This is a genomic window from Streptococcus sp. HMSC10E12, assembly GCF_001807855.1.
Lineage (GTDB): Bacteria > Bacillota > Bacilli > Lactobacillales > Streptococcaceae > Streptococcus > Streptococcus salivarius.
Map to the genome: position 1 here is coordinate 356724 of NZ_KV791083.1, position 17541 is coordinate 374264.

Sequence of the window (17541 nt, forward strand, 5' to 3'; positions counted from 1 at the left end):
CTGGTGGTATCACTCCCTTGTAGCTATTTTATGCGACTGAATTAATCTCCGTTCTTGTAACGCCCTACTGTCATGTGGTTACGCTCCTCAGAGATGATTGGTAAAGTTATTTGTTTTGCCTACTGTTTTGTTTAGAGATTTTAGTCTCCATTTTTGTACCTTGAAATATTTACTCTCACCATGGCTCTTACCTCCTTGATGAATCCTTATCTTCTTTACACTTTTAGTATAATGTAAACGCTTACTTTTGTCAATCCTTTTGTCGGAAAAACGCATAATTTTTTGAAAAAAGATTTCTTTGCTACAATAGAGACATGTTAGATTTAAAAGAATACGGCATTGTCATGTGGGATGCTGAGAAAATCGCGTCTTTTCGTCGCACCCTCCTGGACTGGTACGATCGAGAGAAACGAGACCTCCCCTGGCGTAGGACTAGAAACCCATACTATATCTGGGTCAGTGAAATCATGCTACAACAAACCCAGGTTCAGACTGTTATTCCCTATTACGAGCGCTTTTTAGACTGGTTCCCAACAGTTAAATATTTGGCCGAAGCCCCAGAAGAGAAGCTTCTCAAAGCTTGGGAGGGGCTAGGTTACTATTCACGTGTCCGAAACATGCAAAAGGCTGCGCAACAAATCATGAATGACTTTGATGGCCAGTTTCCAGATACTTATGAAAACATTGCCAAACTCAAGGGCATCGGACCCTATACTGCTGGTGCTATTTCTAGCATCGCTTTTGGGCTCCCAGAACCTGCTGTTGATGGTAATGTTATGCGGGTTATGGCTCGTCTCTTTGAGGTTAACTACGATATCGGAGACGCCAAAAATCGTAAGATTTTCCAAGCGATTATGGACATTTTGATTGACCCTGACCGTCCAGGTGACTTTAACCAGGCGCTTATGGACCTTGGGACTGATATCGAATCAGCTAAAAATCCAAGACCCGACGAAAGCCCTATTCGCTTTTTCTGTGCAGCCTATCTCAATGGAACCTATGACAAATACCCCATCAAATTGCCTAAGAAAAAGCCTAAACCTATGCAAATTCAGGCTTTTATTATCAGAAATGTAAAGGGTGAATTTCTGCTCGAAAAAAATATCGAGGGACGTCTGCTGGGTGGTTTCTGGTCCTTCCCTATCATGGAAACAGACTTTATTGGCCAACAACTCAGCCTTTTTGAAAAGGATGATAGTATTCTCGAAACAGTCTCTCAAAAGGCTATTTTTGAGGAAAATTATGCCCTCAAACCAGAGTGGACAAACAATAGCTTTACACCCGTAAAGCATACCTTCAGCCACCAAAAATGGACTATAGAGATGGTAGAAGGTAGCGTTAAGAACGATAAACCTACTTCCGATAAGGAGCTACGCTGGGTGGCTAGTCAAGACTTTGACCAGTTCCCAATGGCCACACCACAGAAGAAGATGATTAAAACTTATGAAGACAGTAAAAAAGGATAGCATTGAGTGCTACCCTTTTTCTTATACATCAAGTTTATCGTGCTTACGGCCTCGCAAAGCAAGGTATACTTTTGAAAGAACTACTCCCAAAAAGATATAAAACAATTCCAAATAAGTTACATTTTTTGACATCAAAAATTCAATCATAATACGACACTCCTTTTTATTAAGAACTCCTGTCGCTGTTCTCAGTTATGCTTCTATTATAGGTAAGATGACCAATAAAAAATAGTGACATAAATGTCACTATGGGAAACAAAAAAGCCGAAACGTGCAAGTTTCAGCTTGAGAATTATTAATCTACTTTGTAGAAGAAGTAACTGTCGTCAGTGGTGCCATAAATTGACTGACCACTCCAGATGCGGTCCTTACTTTTATCTGACTGATCATCAGCTTTCTCATTTGGTGATGATGTTACAGAACCGGTCAAGGCTACTCCTTTGGGTAAGAATGCAATCATTCCACCTCCAGGACCAACTTCTTTTGGTACAAGTCCTGCTTTAAAAAAGCCATCAGTGATTTTACCATATTCAATTCCTACCTTCTCAGTATCACTTACTAACCCATTTTTATCAAAGGTCATCGTATAGCCCTTGCCATTCTTCCAAGTTCCAGCGATGCTTGAGAAATCACCATTCTGAATAGCATTGATGTCCATACCAGTCTCTTTATTTGATTTGCTGTCGCTACTGCTTGCTTCTGTCTCGTCGCTACCTGAGTCGTCAAAGTCATACCAATCTTCGGAAGACAAATCCAGAGTCTGGGCGTCACCTAAGCCAACCTTACTTGCACCATCAGTTGTCTCAGACATGCTGAAATCAACTGATTGAAGTTGATTAAAGGCGCCATCCTTGATTTCATAGGTCTCAGCCTTGGCCTCAGGTCTCATACGCTGGAATTGTTGGCAGTAAATCGTACCATCTTTATAAAATTTCATGGTACTCAAGTAACCACCCTTGGCAAAGGTTCCAGCACTTTTTGCAAATACAGGCTTGTCATCATTATCAAGATAATATAGCGCGTGAACACTGTCAGGAGTACCAATCAAAAGCTCAGCTGAGCCATCATCGTTGATGTCTACATAGCTATATTGGACTTTTTCACCCACTCTATTGGCTTCAAAAATCGTATTAGTTGAATAAGCTTCCTCAGTTGAGAGGTTGCTTGGAACAGCTGACGTATCGCCGTTCAGAGCAATCGGACGATAGAGGTCCAAGACCGAAGCGTAGAGTTCATCGTAGCTCACTTCCCCAGTCTCAGATGAATCACTACTCACTTGCTCAGACTTAGAGGTACTGTCGCCTGAACCTGGAACGTCCGTATTTGTTGCGTTACAAGCTGTCAACAAGAACAAACTTGATAAGAGCGCAAATCCTGTTAATTTCTTTTTCATAACTATCCTTTCATAAGAAACGACCTAATATAAATATTAAATCATTTAAATCTCTCTGACATTATGTTAACAATTGTATGGTTGATAAGTCAAGTATTTTTTGAAAAATTAATTTATATTTATTTATCAAGAACACTTATATAATCATAGATTTCACTATGATCCAACAATTCCATCCTCAATTAAATTAGAGTTATGATTAAAATATCTAGATATTAATTAGTGATTCTTTTTTCATTTACAAATATCTGCATCAAAAAAAGCCGAACCTCAGTCCAGCTTTCATCTGTCTATTTCTACTTGGTCATAAAGTAGGTGATAATCACCAATACTGCTACAATACCTAGGATAACAGCCAGAAATCCTAGCATGTAACGCAAGAGAAAGTAGGTAAATGGAAAATTTTCTTTCATGTTTTACTTTGCCTCATACCATGTACGGCCGTCATTCTCATCTGCGATGAGAGGAACAGCGAGTTCGACTGCAGCTTCCATGGTTTCTTTAACCAAGGCCTTCATAGCTACAAGTTCGTCGTTTGGCACCTCAAGGACGATTTCATCGTGCACCTGGAGGAGCATCTTAGTTTTATAGCCACCTTCTACCAGAGCCTTGTCTAGGTTAATCATAGCAATCTTGAGGATATCAGCGGCACTTCCTTGGATAGGCGAGTTGATAGCTGTACGCTCTGCGAAGTTGCGGACGTTAAAGTTACGAGAATTGATATCTGGCAACTCACGACGGCGGTGGAAGAGGGTCTCGACATAGCCCTTATCCTTGGCTTCACGAACCACATTATCCATATAGGCCTTGATACCAGGATAACGTTCAAAGTAGGTGTCGATATACTCCTTAGCCTTCTTACGGCTAATGCCTAAGTTGTTGGATAGACCAAAGTCAGAAATGCCATAAACGATCCCGAAGTTAACAGCCTTTGCATTACGACGGTCGTTAGGTGTAACATCCTCTGGCTTTTCAATACCAAAGACACGCATGGCTGTAGAGGTATGGATATCTGCCCCCTCTTTAAAGGCTGCAATCAAATGTTCATCTCCCGAAATATGGGCAAGCACGCGCAACTCAATCTGTGAGTAATCCGAGCTTAAAAGGACTGCGTCCTCAGTCGATGGGACAAAGGCCTTACGAATGAGACGACCTTGCTCCAAGCGAACGGGGATATTTTGCAGGTTGGGATCCACTGATGACAAACGACCTGTCTGAGTTAAATCCTGCACATAACGGGTATGAATCTTGCCATCCTCAAGGATATAATCTTGAAGCCCCAAGACATAGGTAGACTGAAGCTTGGTGATTTGGCGGTACTCCAAAATTTTAGCTACGATTGGAGCAATTGGAGCCAAACGTTCAAGGACATCCACAGCTGTTGAGTAACCTGTCTTGGTTTTCTTAGTGTATTCCAAAGGTAGCCCCATCTTTTCAAAGAGGATAACACCCAACTGTTTAGGCGAGTTAATATTGAACTCCTCGCCCGCCATTTCGTAGATTTCTTGGGTCAATTTATCGATGACTACTTGGTTTTCCACTGCCATCTCGTTAAGGGTTTGCCCCTTGACCTTAATACCAGCGATTTCCATCTTAGCTAGCACATTTGCCAGTGGTAACTCCATGTCAAAGAGAAGCTCTGATTGACCGTGTTCAGCCAATTTTTCAAGCATAACCGGTTTAGCAACCTGAAGGACCTTGACTTTTTTAGCTAGATGGCTGAGCAAGACCTCTTTTTCAGGAACCGCACGCTTAGCTCCCTTGCCATAGACCACTTCATCTGTTTCCAACGGTAGGTCCGTATAGAGACGGGCAATGGTTGACAATTCATTGTCTTCAACGGTTGATAGCAGATACTTGGCCAGACGTGCATCAAAATTAGCCGTAGGCAAGTCAATCCCTAAATGGCTCAAAAGCACCTTACTACGCTTGAAATCGTAGATATTAACAGCTTTTGAAAGAGCTGTCTGGAATGCCTCTGATTTGAGTAGGTCAGTATCTGTAGACGCATAAATCTGCTTGTCATTCCCCCAAGCAAAACCGATGATAGGTTCTGTGTGATAATTGTCACCGAGAATTTCAAAATAGAAGAAATCATCAGAGCTAAAGTGACCCGCTGTCACTTGGCTAGGCTCAGTATAGGCCACATCAAAATCCTGCGGCACAGCCTCGCCACCAAGGGCATTTTTGAACTGAACAAAGCCCATCTCGTCATAAAAGGCTGCCAATTTTTCAAGGTCAGGTCCCGTAAAGGCCGTATCATCTAGGCCAATTTCAATAGGAGACTGGGTATCAATGGTCGCCAAGGTCTTAGAAAGGAAGGCCTGTTCCTTATCATTGATGAGATTTTCCTTCATTTTGGACTTCTTCATCTCATCAATATGCTCATAGATACCTTCAAGGGAACCGTGTTCCAAGAGGAGCTTGAGACCAGTCTTTTCACCAATCTTAGTAACTCCTGGAATATTATCGGACTTATCACCCATGAGAGCCTTAAGGTCGATGAATTGCGCAGGGGTAATCCCCATTTTCTCCATGAGGTAGTCAGGTGTGAAGGCCTCAAACTCAGCCACACCCTTCTTCGAAATTTCAACGACAGTATTTTCGTCAGTCAGCTGAATCAAGTCTTTATCCCCAGAGACAACAGTAATTTGATAGTCCTCACTGGTATTTTCAGCCATCTTAGCCAAGGTACCGATAATGTCGTCTGCCTCGTACTGAGCCAGATCATAATAGGCGATACCACGTGCAGCCAACATCTCACGGATATAAGGGAACTGCTCACGGAATTCCTCTGGAGTCTTGGCACGACCAGCCTTATAGTCCGCAAACATCTCTGTACGGAAAGTTGTTTTACCAGCATCAAAGGCTACCAAGACATGAGTCGGTTGGATACGCTCAAGCAGGTTGTCCAACATGAGGTGGAAGCCATAAATGGCGTTGGTATGAAGGCCATTATTGTTACGAAAACGGTCAATTTGATTATAAAGTGCGAAAAAGGCACGAAAGGCAACGGATGAACCGTCGATTAGGAGTAATTTTTTCTGATTAGTCATAGGTTTATTATAGCATAGATGAGAGCATTGGTTTTAATTGAAAATCTCTTATTTTAGGGAGACTCTTTTGTAAAAATAGCTAGTCAACATCTGATAACAAAAGTCCACCTATAAAACGACCTCAGCCATTTCCCACCTCCACGCCCCATAGGCAAATGTGCTATAATAGAAGCTATGAACACAAAGATTTTAGACCAATTAGAATTTAACAAGGTCAAGGACCAGTTCACAGAATACCTGCAGACTGAACAGGCTCAGGCGGAGTTACGTGACTTGGTGCCTATGACCAATCCAGAAAGAATTCAAAATCAATTTACAGAAATTCAAGAAATGGCTGAGATTTTCGTAGAGCACCATGGCTTTGCTATTGGTAGCCTGAGAGATATTTCTGAGCCCTTACGTCGCTTGGAACTGGATGCTGATCTCAATATCCAGGAGCTCATTGCCATCAAGAAGGTGCTGCAAGCTTCGGCTGACCTTGGTCGCTTCTACGCTGACCTTGAAAATGTTGAGCTCGTCGCTCTTAAACGTCTTTTCGAAAAGATTGAGGCCTTCCCAAGTCTACAAGGCAGTCTTCAAAGTATCAATGACGGTGGTTTCATTGAGCATTTTGCTAGCCCTGAGTTGCAAAATATCCGTCGTCAACTCAAATCTTGTGATGATGCCATTCGCCAGACCTTGCAAGACATTCTCAAAAAATCTGGCCACATGTTGGCTGAGAGTCTGATTGCTAGTCGTAATGGTCGTTCAGTGCTGCCTGTCAAAAATACCTACCGTAACCGTATTGCTGGGGTTGTGCATGACATCTCAAGCTCTGGAAACACAGTGTATATCGAGCCACGCGCCGTTATCCAACTTAACGAAGAAATTACACAATTACGTGCAGACGAACGTCATGAGATGGCTCGTATCCTGCATGAATTGTCTGATCAACTCCGTCCACAAGCTGCTGCTATCGCTAACAACGCTTGGATTTTGGGTCACATGGACTTTATTCGAGGAAAATACCTCTATCTCCAAGATAAGAAGGCGGTTATTCCAAAGATTAGTGACAACCAAACACTCCAACTACTTAACGTTCGTCACCCTCTCTTGGTCAACCCAGTAGCCAACGATTTACGCTTTGATGAGGACCTCACAGCCATTGTCATCACCGGTCCCAATACCGGTGGTAAAACGGTCATGCTTAAAACTCTAGGATTAGCACAACTAATGGCTCAATCTGGTCTTCCAATTTTGGCTGATAAGGGCAGTCGTGTAGCCATTTTCCAAGAGATTTTTGCGGACATCGGGGATGAACAGTCTATTGAACAGAGTTTGTCAACATTCTCTAGTCACATGACACATATTGTTGAGATTCTGGACGCTGCCGATAGCAACAGTCTTGTCTTGGTCGATGAGCTCGGGGCTGGTACTGACCCTCAGGAAGGGGCTAGTCTAGCCATGGCAATCCTAGAGCACCTCCGTTTAAGTCAGATTAAGACCATGGCTACTACTCACTATCCTGAGCTTAAGGCCTATGGGATTGAGACGCAACATGTGGAAAATGCCAGCATGGAGTTTGACACAGCGACTTTAAGCCCTACCTATCGTTTTATGCAGGGGGTTCCTGGTCGCTCTAACGCTTTTGAGATTGCTCGCCGCCTCGGTTTGAATGAGATTATTGTCAAAGAAGCAGAAAACCTCACAGATACTGATAGTGATGTCAACCGTATCATCGAGCAACTTGAAGCCCAAACTGTGGAAACACAAAAACGTCTGGAGCACATCAAGGACGTTGAGCAAGAAAACCTTAAATTCAACCGTGCGGTCAAGAAACTCTATAATGAATTCTCCCATGAGTACGACAAGGAACTCGAAAAGGCTCAGAAAGAAATTCAAGAGATGGTGGATACAGCTTTGGCTGAGAGCGATAGTATTCTCAAAAATCTCCACGATAAGAGTCAACTCAAGCCTCATGAAGTTATCGACGCCAAAGGAAAACTCAAGAAACTTGCCCCTCAAGTGGACCTCTCTAAGAATAAAGTCCTTCGTAAGGCCAAGAAAGAAAAGGCTGCGCGTGCCCCTCGTATCGGAGATGATATCATTGTTACCGCCTATGGTCAACGTGGTACCCTTACCAGTCAAGCCAAAAATGGTAACTGGGAAGCCCAGGTAGGTCTCATCAAGATGACACTCAAGGCGGATGAATTCACTCTTGTTCGTGCCCAAGCGGAAGCCCAACAACCTAAGAAGAAACAGATTAACGTGGTTAAAAAAGCCAAAAAGTCATCTGGCGGTCCTCGTGCCCGTCTAGACCTTCGTGGGAAACGTTACGAAGAAGCCATGCAAGAGCTTGATGCCTTTATTGACCAAGCCCTACTTAATAACATGAGTCAGGTGGACATCATCCACGGTATTGGTACAGGTGTCATCCGTGATGCTGTTACCAAATATCTCCGCCGTCATCGCCACGTTAAAAGTTTTGAATATGCCCCACAAAGTGCCGGTGGTTCCGGATGTACCATTGCAACCTTAGGGTAAAAATAGTTAAGAAAGACTGAGACCTTGTGTCCGGTCTTTTTCATATCTTACCAAAACAATGAACAAAAAAAAGTCTTCCTCAATCAAGGAAGACTTCTATTTTCTATATCACACTTGTCCACAAATGCTGGATAATCTGACTAACTGGAAAATAGCCATTAATCAAGATACGTAAAACCCAACTCGATGACAAAAGCGTTTGAATGTTGTTCATAGGAACAGTCGCAAGAATATTCCCCAACATAGTCAAAGGCACAAGACTCACTAAGGTGGCCAAGACACCACCTACCACTTGGTAACGTCTCTGATCAAGTCGCTCAATTCTCACAAAATGGAAGAAAATACCAAGAAAGCGTAAGCCGTAATAGGCTATACAGTAGATAGCAAAATAAGCAACGCCCGCATAATAGACACGGTCAAGTGAAAAGATGTTCTGATCTTTAAAGAAAGCTATACTAGCATCCTTGGTTGGATTGGTATAAGGTACCCAAAGATTGATAGCCTCTCCTAGCGACCGGTAGAAATAGGCCGCCACACACATGGCGATAATGACTGAAACCACGTAATAAGCTTGCATAAAGAGGCCTCGACGGTAGCCAATGTAGAAATTCCAAGCCATAATGGCTAAGACAAGGAGTCCAATCATGCGTCATCCTCATCGTCATTTGTAGCTGTCGCCTTAACCTTGAGCTGCTCAAGTTGCTTAGCTCTCAACGTTTCCAACTCTTTTTCCATATCTTCAACTTGAATTTCGCGTTCCAACTGAGTTGACAAAGAATTGATAGCCATTAGGATAGCGATTGTTTCATTGTCAGCATTTTTCATCTGCTCTTTGATAATTTTATATTTCTCATGGGCAACACGCTCCACCTCTTCCATGAAAAGGTTGTCCTTATCAGTTGTTAGCGTGAGGTTCTTCTCTCCAAAATGAAATTTGTAACGGTTCTTATTTGCCATTTGCTTGTTAGCTGCCAATCAATGGTGGTCGCGGATTCGCCACCGCAGCTTCTCCTTATTTTATTGCTTTTATATCGCCATTTGTTAGCAAGATTCAGACACTTACTCTGAGGCGTGTTCGATACTTAAATGCCAACCCATTTTCTCTAATTGTGGAAAAAAGAGCATGGTTAGGCATTCTCTTTCTAATCATTATATCCTAAATTTTAACTTTCGTAAATTTTAGACTTTGCACTTCTCTAGAAAAATAATTTTCAGGGATTTCGAGTCTGTAAAATATCTACCAATTCTCCTTTTTTGTGCTAAAATAGATTTCATGGGCACAATCGTATTAAAAATGACAGCAGAGCAGATTTCGACACTCCAAAAGGACCTGGCAAACTATGCGACTGCGACTAAAAATCCTTATGCAAGTTTTTCAGCCAAGGTCGATGGAATAAGTGTCATCGCCTATACTTCAGGAAAGGTAACTTTCCAAGGAGCTAAGCCAGAAGTCTTGGCTAGCCGTTTTGGATACCAAGCTGAACCTAAGCATTCACCTGATGGGCAAAACCTAGCCCTAATTGGATCAGACGAAGTCGGAAATGGCTCCTATTTTGGTGGTCTAGCTGTTGTAGCTAGTCTAGTTACCCCGGCTGACCATGCCTTTTTGAAATCTCTTGGGGTCGATGATTCTAAAAATCTTAATGATATCAAGATTCGTCAGATTGCACCTATATTGGAGGAGAAAATTCCTCACAAGGCACTCCTTCTTTCGCCTAGAAAGTACAATGAAGTGGTTGGAGACGGTAAGAGTCATAATGCTGTGTCCGTTAAAGTAGCTCTCCACAATCAGGCTATCTTCCTATTGTTACAATCAGGTGCTAAACCAGATAAGATTGTCATTGATGCCTTCACCAGTGAGAAAAATTATCAGAAATACCTCAAGAATGAACGCAATCGCTTTGACTTTCCTATCACTTTAGAAGAAAAGGCTGAGGGGAAATACTTAGCTGTTGCGGTGAGTTCTATCATCGCTCGCAATCTCTTCCTGGAAAATCTGGACAAACTCAGCCAAGAGGTTGGCTACACCCTTCCTTCAGGTGCTGGTGCTAAATCTGACCAGGTCGCAACTAAGCTTCTTCAAGCCTACGGAGATCAGGCTCTCCAAGCTACTGCTAAATATCATTTCGCCAATACCAAAAAAGCCTACCAACGCTTAAAATAACCCTGAAAGGCCTTAACTATGAAAAACAAATGGACCCAATACTTCCTCATTTTACTTCGTGAATGGGGACTCTTTATCCTCTTTATCACATTTTTCCTTTTGACTCGCCTCTTCCTTTGGCTCCCTGTCCAGGTTGACGGCCACTCAATGGATCCTACTCTAGCCAATAATCAACGTGTTATCGTTTTGAAACACACATCCATTGAACGCTTCGATATTGTCGTTGCCAAGGAAGTCGAAGACGGTAAGACGAAACAAATCGTCAAACGTATCATCGGTATGCCAGGTGATACCATTACCTATCAAAATGATAAACTTACTGTCAACGGTAAAGAAGTCAAGGAAGAATACCTCAAAGAATTCCAAGCTGCCTTTGCCAAGGATAAGCTACAAAAAGAATATGCTTACAACGATGACAAGAGCAAGAGTGGCTACTTCCAACAACTAGCTAAGGATGCCAAGGCCTTTACAACCAATGCTGACGGTAACACGACCTTCTCTGTCACTGTTCCTGAAGGAAAATATTTCCTACTTGGAGACAACCGTATTGTTTCCAAAGATAGTCGAGTCGTTGGTTACTTTGACAAGAGTGCTCTTGTAGGGGAAGTTAAATTCCGCTTCTGGCCACTTAATAAAATTGGTACCGTTGAGGACAACTAAAAACACTAAATAAGATAAGGTTGGGGAAACCCAGCCTTATTATGTATCTAGGAAAAACACATGCAAGAATTTTATTTTTCAGGAACTATCGAACGCGTCATTTTCGAAAACGCTAGTAATTTTTTCCGTATTCTACTCTTAGAAATTGACGAAACAGACAGTGATTTTGAGGACTATGAAATCATTGTCACAGGAACCATGGGAGATGTCATGGAAGGTGAAGATTATACTTTCTGGGGTCAGCTAACCAATCATCCAAAATATGGTGAACAACTCCAAATGACCCGCTACGAACGGTCAAAACCTTCTGCTAGCGGTCTTATCAAGTATTTCGCCAGCGACAATTTTAAGGGGATTGGTAAGAAAACAGCTGAGCGTATTGTCGAGATTTATGGTGAAGACCCTATTGACAAGATTCTCGAGGATACGAGCAAATTAGAACAGATTCCTAATCTGTCCAAGGTCAATCGAGAAGCCTTCGTTGCAAAGTTAAAAATCAACTATGGAACCGAACAAATCTTGTCCAAACTTTCCAGCTATGGACTCACACCAAAAGCTGCCTCACAAATTTTCAACCAATATAAGGAAGAATCGCTCAACCTTATCGAAGAACACCCTTATCTCTTGGTAGAAGAAGTTCAAGGAATCGGATTTAAAATAGCCGACCAACTAGCCGAACGCTTAGGGATTGCTAGTGATGCTCCTGAGCGTTTACGAGCTGCCTTGATTCATTGTCTGCTAGAAACTAGCATGGAAGAAGGCGACACCTATATCGAAGCCAAAGCCTTGCTTGAACGAACTATCATCCTTTTGGAAAGTGCTCGTCAGATTGAACTTGACCCCGCCTTAGTCGCGAAGGAATTAACCAATCTCATCCAAGAGGATAAAGTGCAAAATATAGAGACTAAAATCTTTGATAATACCCTATATTTTGCGGAACAGGGCATCTATACCCACCTAACTCGTATCATGAAAGACCAACCTGACATCAGTGCAGAGGACAAAATCCAAGCAAGTCTTGAAGAGGTGGAAGAGGAACTTGGTATTACTTATGATAAGGTTCAAAAAGATGCCATTATCAAAGCCCTACAAAGCAAGGTCTTCATCCTGACAGGTGGTCCCGGAACAGGGAAAACCACCGTTATTAATGGAATTATCAAAACCTATGCTGACCTTCATGGTCTAGATCTCAAAAAGTCTGATTTGCCTATTATTTTAGCGGCGCCAACGGGACGGGCTGCTCGTCGAATGAACGAACTCACCCAACTCCCTAGTGCCACTATCCATAGACATTTGGGACTCAATAGCGAGGACGATTTCAAGACCTTAGAGGACTATCTCGATTGCGACTTGATTATCATCGATGAGTTTTCTATGGTTGATACTTGGTTGGCCAATCAACTCTTTGAAAGTATCTCTGATTCAACCCAAGTCATCATCGTAGGTGACCAAGACCAACTGCCTTCCGTAGGTCCTGGCCAGGTCTTGGCTGACCTTTTGCAGATTGATGACTTGCCTAAGGTTTCTCTGACCAAAATTTTCAGACAATCTGAGGACTCCACTATCGTTACCTTAGCTAGCCAGATGCGACAAGGCCAACTACCCGCTGATTTCACAGAGAAAAAGGCTGACCGCTCTTACTTTGAGGCCAATGCCAACCATATTCCACAGATGGTTCCTAAAATTGTCTCTGCCGCTATAAAGAGCGGGATCGCTGCTCAGGATGTGCAGATTCTAGCTCCCATGTATCGAGGACAGGCTGGTATTAACAATCTCAATACCATTATGCAGGACCTACTTAATCATCAAGAAAAGGCCAATCAGTTTGCCTTTAATGATATTTTCTTCCGTAAGAACGACAAAATTCTCCATCTGGTCAACGATACCGAACTCAATGTCTTCAATGGCGACATCGGCATCATTACTGATCTCATCCCTGGTAAATATACTGAAAGCAAGCAGGACGAAATTTACATGTCCTTCGATGGCAATGAGGTTATCTATCCTCGTAACGAATGGAATAAGATTACTCTGGCCTATGCCATGTCAATCCACAAATCCCAAGGGAGTGAGTTCCCAGTCGTTATCCTTCCCATCACACGACAAAGTGGACGTATGCTACAACGTAACCTCATCTACACCGCCATCACACGCGCCAAGAGTAAACTAGTCATGTTAGGGGAAATCGCTGCCTTTGATTATGCCGTTCGCAACGAGGGAGCTAAACGAAATACTTATCTCATCCAACGTTTTGAACAAACTTATACACAAGCTGTTGATAAGTCTGTCGAAAAGATTGTTAAAAACGAGGCAACAGACGCCTCCAATCAAACAAAAACGAAAAACAACGACCCCTCAGAAACCCTTGAAAACAAAGACTTCTCGGAAAATATCAATCCATCCCCAGATCTTGTTAACACTTATTCACAACCTGTGGATAAGTCTGTTAACAAACCTGTGCAAACAGAAGAAAACTATCGTTTAACTGAAGATAATTGGTCAACTATAAATCCAATGATTGGTCTCAGCGAAGACGATATAGCTGCCTTTTTTAACAATAACTAAAAAAGACTTGGAGAACGACTCACTAAGAGCAACTCCAAGTCTTTTCATTTGCTAAAATAGTAAACGAATCAGGGCCATAGATATTATACCAACGATTACTGCATAGAGCAGATTTTTGCTCTTAAAGGCTACAATTACCGTTGGCACAGTAGCCAGGATTTCCATCCACTTAAACTGTGGCAAGTGACCAATCTTCTCAGTCGTGAGACTAGAGAGAATCAGAGCAAAGAGGATAGAAACTGGTAAATAGTGCAAAAATCGAACAAAGATATCTGGAAGCCCCTTGTATTTCACTAAAACAAAGGGAAGCACACGAGGAACCCAGCTGACCACAAACCCAAGTAGAATAGAAATGAGAATAAACTTATTGACGGCCATCACACATCACCCCCACACTACATCCAACCAAAGTAGCCACTAAAACAGCCAAAGATTCCGACAAGATGACACTAAAGCTCAGATAAGCCACAGCAATAGATAGTAAAATCAAGAGTAGCTTACGCACGCCTTCCCCTAACAAGGCATCAATCTGACTACTCAACAAACCAATAAACATGGCAATCAAAGCAAAATCCAAACCAAATAGCTCAGGATTAGGAATCATGGAACCAATCAAACAACCAATAACTGATGATACAATCCAAACCAAATAGCTGAAAATATTGTTACCATGCATCCAGTTAGCAGGAATATCTTTATGATGCACATATTCTCCCAACAAGACACCATAACTTTCATCCGTAATCAGACTACCAATTCCCAGCTGATTCCAGAGGCTTGTTTTTGTAAAAATCGTCGTTGCATGTAAACTCATCAACATGTTACGCAAATTAACCAAGAAAACAGTCAAGGTTAACTCACCTAGACCAGCTCCTGCAACTACTAAGGCACACATGGCAAACTGGGCCGAGCCACCATAGACCAAGGCACACATGAGGCCAACCTCAAGGGCTGATAAACCCGAAGCGGCTGCTACAACACCAAAGGCTAGACCAATAGCTACATAGCCTAAAGCTGTCGGTACTGCGGCTTTTACACCTAAACGAAAGTCAGACACACTCAATTCCTTTCTAAAGGAACCTCTTACCAAACTAGTAAGAGGTTCTTCTTATTCTTCAAATCCTGCAAAGGCTAGACTTGGTTTTGCATTCAAGTCCAACTCAGCAAAATGTTTTTGATCACATTCAATAGCAGCTGCTAGAGCAATCATGCCAGCATTGTCACCACAAAGACGTAAAGGCGGAATGACTACATCTACATCTGTGATTTCTTCAGCCAAACGTTCTCGTAAGCCCTGATTAGCTGCCACGCCACCTGCAACAACAAGTGTCTTGACAGGATAACGCTCCAAGGCTTTCTTAGTCTTAGCTAGAAGGATATCCAACACAGCAGCTTGGAAAGAAGTACAAAGGTCTTCTTTAACTAGTGCTTCTCCCTTCTGTTCTGCATTGTGATGTAAATTGATGAAGGCTGACTTCAGGCCTGAAAATGAAAACTCCAAGTGGTCTTCCTTAATCATAGCGCGTGGAAAATCATAAACATCTTTCCCTTTATGAGCCAATTCATCAATTTCACGCCCGGCTGGGTAGGTCAAACCCATCACACGCCCGACCTTGTCATAGGCCTCACCAACTGCATCATCACGTGTCTCACCAACAATCTTGTAATCCCCCGGTTCTGACACATAAACCAACTCTGTGTGTCCCCCAGACACCAAAAGTGCTAAGAGGGGATATTCCAATTCTTGAACCTCACGCGCTGCCATAAGATGCCCAGCCATATGGTTAACTGGAATCAAAGGCAATCCGTGTGCCCAAGCGAAGGCCTTAGCAGCTGCCATCCCGACCAAGAGCGCCCCGACCAAACCAGGACCATAGGTTACTGCTACAGCATCTAGTTGTTCAGCAGTAATTCCCGCCTCAGAAAGGGCATCTTTAATGCAAAGAGTTACCACTTCCACATGGTGACGGCTAGCCACCTCAGGAACAACACCACCAAAACGTTTATGGCTTTCCACCTGACTGGCAATAATATTACTTAAAAGTTCCTTCTCATTTTTCAAAACGGCAACTGAAGTCTCATCACACGAGCTCTCCACTGCCAAAATATATCTATCTGCCATTAGACTTCCTCTCGCCTCATGATAACTGCATCTTCTTGAGGCTCATGATAATAATTTTTCCGAATCCCTAGACTTTCAAAACCAAATTTTCTATAAAGTGTCTGAGCGACTTGATTTGAAGCCCTCACTTCTAGAAATATAGGCTCACTACGCTCTTCCAAATGCTTCATCAGCTGACTAGCATAACCACGCCCCTGATAAGCTTTTAAAACGGCGATATTGGTCACCTCGAGCTCACCCACCAAATTTTGAAGGGCTAAAAAACCAACAACTTCTTCCTGATCATAAACATAGATATACTCCGTCGTATCCAAAGCCAAGTCTGCTACCACTTGTTCTATCGTCCACGGAGACTTGTCATAAACATCCGACAAAATCTGATAAATCAGTTGAGCTTGCTCCTGGCTACTCAATCTAGACGCGCTTGATGTAGTTGTCACGGTTAGTCTCCTCATGCGTCTTAAGCCAATTCTCCTCCGCCTCAACTCGCTTCAAGTAATGTGGAACAAAAGCATCCACATCAACAGAAGGCAAGGACAAGCCTAAACGACCAATTAACTGGGCTGACGGAAGACTTGACAAGATAGTTGCTTCTGGGAGACTTTCTTTAATCTGATCCACAAAATTAGCCACTTCACCGACAAATGTCACCTTTTCAAAAGTTTTAGCTTGCTCAAGAACATCTACAAAAGCTGCATGGCAATCTGGGACGAGAGCCTGACCATTTTCATAAAAACCAACGTAAACATTATTACGACGGGCATCCATGATAGGAATCACAACACCGTCAACTGTAAGGTCTGTCAGTCCCTGTAGACTTGAAACTCCCACCAAATCAATGTCGAGGGCATAGGCTAAAGTCTTAGCTGTTGCGACAGCCACACGAAGCCCTGTGTAGGATCCAGGACCCTGTGCAACCACAATACGTTCTAAATCAGACGGTTGCCAGCCTGCCTGAGCAACTAAAAAATCAATGGTGGGCATTAGACTAATACTGTGGTTCTTTTTTACTGTGACAGTTGACTCTGCCACTAGTTTCTCATCTTCTAACAAGGCTACTGATAAAGCTGTGCTAGAAGTATCAAATGCTAATATTTTCATCTTTTTTCCTTGTTTCCTTTTATGCTTTTCTATTATAACACAAGTCACTGTTTCCCAGAAACGAACATTTTCCAACTTTTTCCGCCATTTTCTTTATCTAGCCCTTATCTTATGGTACAATAATAGTAATTGTTAAACGAATCAAGGCTACTAGCTATTACTCATAAAGTGAATATCATAACGTCAAGTAAATCATAGAAAGATTAACTTGACCGGTTTTTTTATAGAATGGCAGAGCCTTTTGGAAAGAAAGGAAAACCATGATTTATAAAGTCTTTTACCAAGAAACTAAAGAGCGTAATCCACGCCGTGAACAGACAAAATCACTCTACCTAGATATCGATGCAGAAACTGAACTTGAGGGACGTATCCAAGCTCGTCAAATCATCGAAAAAAACACTGCCTATAACATCGAATTCATCGAGCTCCTCTCAGAAAAAGCCCTTGAATACGAAAAAGAAACAGGCGTTTTTGAAGTAACGGAGTTCTAA

At 42.4% G+C, this 17541-nt stretch carries 15 protein-coding genes; 6 read left to right on the forward strand and 9 right to left on the reverse strand.

Going from position 1 to position 17541, the window contains the following annotated elements:
• Positions 1-314: 314 nt before the first annotated feature.
• Positions 315-1466, forward strand: coding sequence for an A/G-specific adenine glycosylase (mutY, locus tag HMPREF3112_RS03055; protein WP_070437975.1), 1152 nt, complete (start codon positions 315-317; stop codon positions 1464-1466).
• A gap of 295 nt (positions 1467-1761) precedes the next feature.
• On the opposite strand, the gene HMPREF3112_RS03060 is transcribed toward mutY, so the two are convergent.
• Positions 1762-2859: a DUF6287 domain-containing protein gene (locus HMPREF3112_RS03060; protein WP_155198302.1), complete on the reverse strand. Its 1098-nt coding sequence runs from the start codon at positions 2857-2859 to the stop codon at positions 1762-1764.
• 416 nt (positions 2860-3275) lie between these two features.
• On the reverse strand, positions 3276-5915 hold the full coding sequence (gene polA / locus HMPREF3112_RS03065; RefSeq protein WP_070437978.1) for a DNA polymerase I: 2640 nt from the start codon (positions 5913-5915) through the stop codon (positions 3276-3278).
• A 174-nt stretch (positions 5916-6089) separates the two neighbouring features.
• Here polA and HMPREF3112_RS03070 point away from each other — a divergent pair, with 174 nt between their 5' ends.
• Positions 6090-8438 (forward strand): endonuclease MutS2, encoded by a 2349-nt coding sequence (locus tag HMPREF3112_RS03070; protein WP_049545827.1) that lies wholly within the window; start codon positions 6090-6092, stop codon positions 8436-8438.
• A 103-nt stretch (positions 8439-8541) separates the two neighbouring features.
• On the opposite strand, the gene HMPREF3112_RS03075 is transcribed toward HMPREF3112_RS03070, so the two are convergent.
• Together HMPREF3112_RS03075 and zapA are read right to left on the reverse strand one after the other, a co-directional pair.
• Positions 8542-9084: a CvpA family protein gene (locus HMPREF3112_RS03075; protein ID WP_002884677.1), complete on the reverse strand. Its 543-nt coding sequence runs from the start codon at positions 9082-9084 to the stop codon at positions 8542-8544.
• On the reverse strand, positions 9081-9395 hold the full coding sequence (gene zapA, locus HMPREF3112_RS03080; protein WP_004183554.1) for a cell division protein ZapA: 315 nt from the start codon (positions 9393-9395) through the stop codon (positions 9081-9083). The genes HMPREF3112_RS03075 and zapA overlap by 4 nt, the downstream gene beginning before the upstream one ends.
• Positions 9396-9711: 316 nt before the next feature.
• Between zapA and rnhC the strand changes: the two genes are divergently transcribed.
• Genes rnhC through HMPREF3112_RS03095 form a run of 3 tightly spaced genes read left to right on the forward strand, consistent with a single transcriptional unit; the run spans position 9712 to position 13827 of the window.
• Complete coding sequence (gene rnhC, locus HMPREF3112_RS03085; protein ID WP_070437981.1) at positions 9712-10602, forward strand: ribonuclease HIII; 891 nt, start codon at positions 9712-9714, stop codon at positions 10600-10602.
• Between the two features lie 18 nt (positions 10603-10620).
• Positions 10621-11262, forward strand: a complete 642-nt coding sequence (lepB, locus tag HMPREF3112_RS03090; RefSeq protein ID WP_002884233.1) for a signal peptidase I — start codon at positions 10621-10623, stop codon at positions 11260-11262.
• Between the two features lie 60 nt (positions 11263-11322).
• The gene (locus tag HMPREF3112_RS03095) at positions 11323-13827 is read left to right on the forward strand and encodes an SF1B family DNA helicase RecD2 (protein ID WP_070437984.1); all 2505 of its coding nucleotides are present in this window, start codon (positions 11323-11325) and stop codon (positions 13825-13827) included.
• A 51-nt stretch (positions 13828-13878) separates the two neighbouring features.
• On the opposite strand, the gene HMPREF3112_RS03100 is transcribed toward HMPREF3112_RS03095, so the two are convergent.
• The 5 genes from HMPREF3112_RS03100 to tsaB are packed head-to-tail and all read right to left on the reverse strand — an operon-like array spanning position 13879 to position 17050.
• The gene (locus tag HMPREF3112_RS03100) at positions 13879-14205 is read right to left on the reverse strand and encodes an AzlD domain-containing protein (RefSeq protein WP_048674977.1); all 327 of its coding nucleotides are present in this window, start codon (positions 14203-14205) and stop codon (positions 13879-13881) included.
• Positions 14192-14884, reverse strand: a complete 693-nt coding sequence (locus HMPREF3112_RS03105; RefSeq protein WP_002884750.1) for an AzlC family ABC transporter permease — start codon at positions 14882-14884, stop codon at positions 14192-14194. Before HMPREF3112_RS03105 ends, HMPREF3112_RS03100 begins: the two co-directional genes overlap by 14 nt.
• Positions 14885-14935: 51 nt before the next feature.
• The gene (tsaD, locus tag HMPREF3112_RS03110) at positions 14936-15949 is read right to left on the reverse strand and encodes a tRNA (adenosine(37)-N6)-threonylcarbamoyltransferase complex transferase subunit TsaD (RefSeq protein ID WP_002884621.1); all 1014 of its coding nucleotides are present in this window, start codon (positions 15947-15949) and stop codon (positions 14936-14938) included.
• Complete coding sequence (rimI, locus tag HMPREF3112_RS03115) at positions 15949-16404, reverse strand: ribosomal protein S18-alanine N-acetyltransferase (protein ID WP_037604732.1); 456 nt, start codon at positions 16402-16404, stop codon at positions 15949-15951. Before rimI ends, tsaD begins: the two co-directional genes overlap by 1 nt.
• The gene (tsaB, locus tag HMPREF3112_RS03120) at positions 16364-17050 is read right to left on the reverse strand and encodes a tRNA (adenosine(37)-N6)-threonylcarbamoyltransferase complex dimerization subunit type 1 TsaB (protein WP_002884700.1); all 687 of its coding nucleotides are present in this window, start codon (positions 17048-17050) and stop codon (positions 16364-16366) included. Before tsaB ends, rimI begins: the two co-directional genes overlap by 41 nt.
• 260 nt (positions 17051-17310) lie before the next feature.
• Here tsaB and HMPREF3112_RS03125 point away from each other — a divergent pair, with 260 nt between their 5' ends.
• Positions 17311-17541 (forward strand): DNA-dependent RNA polymerase subunit epsilon, encoded by a 231-nt coding sequence (locus HMPREF3112_RS03125; protein WP_002884752.1) that lies wholly within the window; start codon positions 17311-17313, stop codon positions 17539-17541.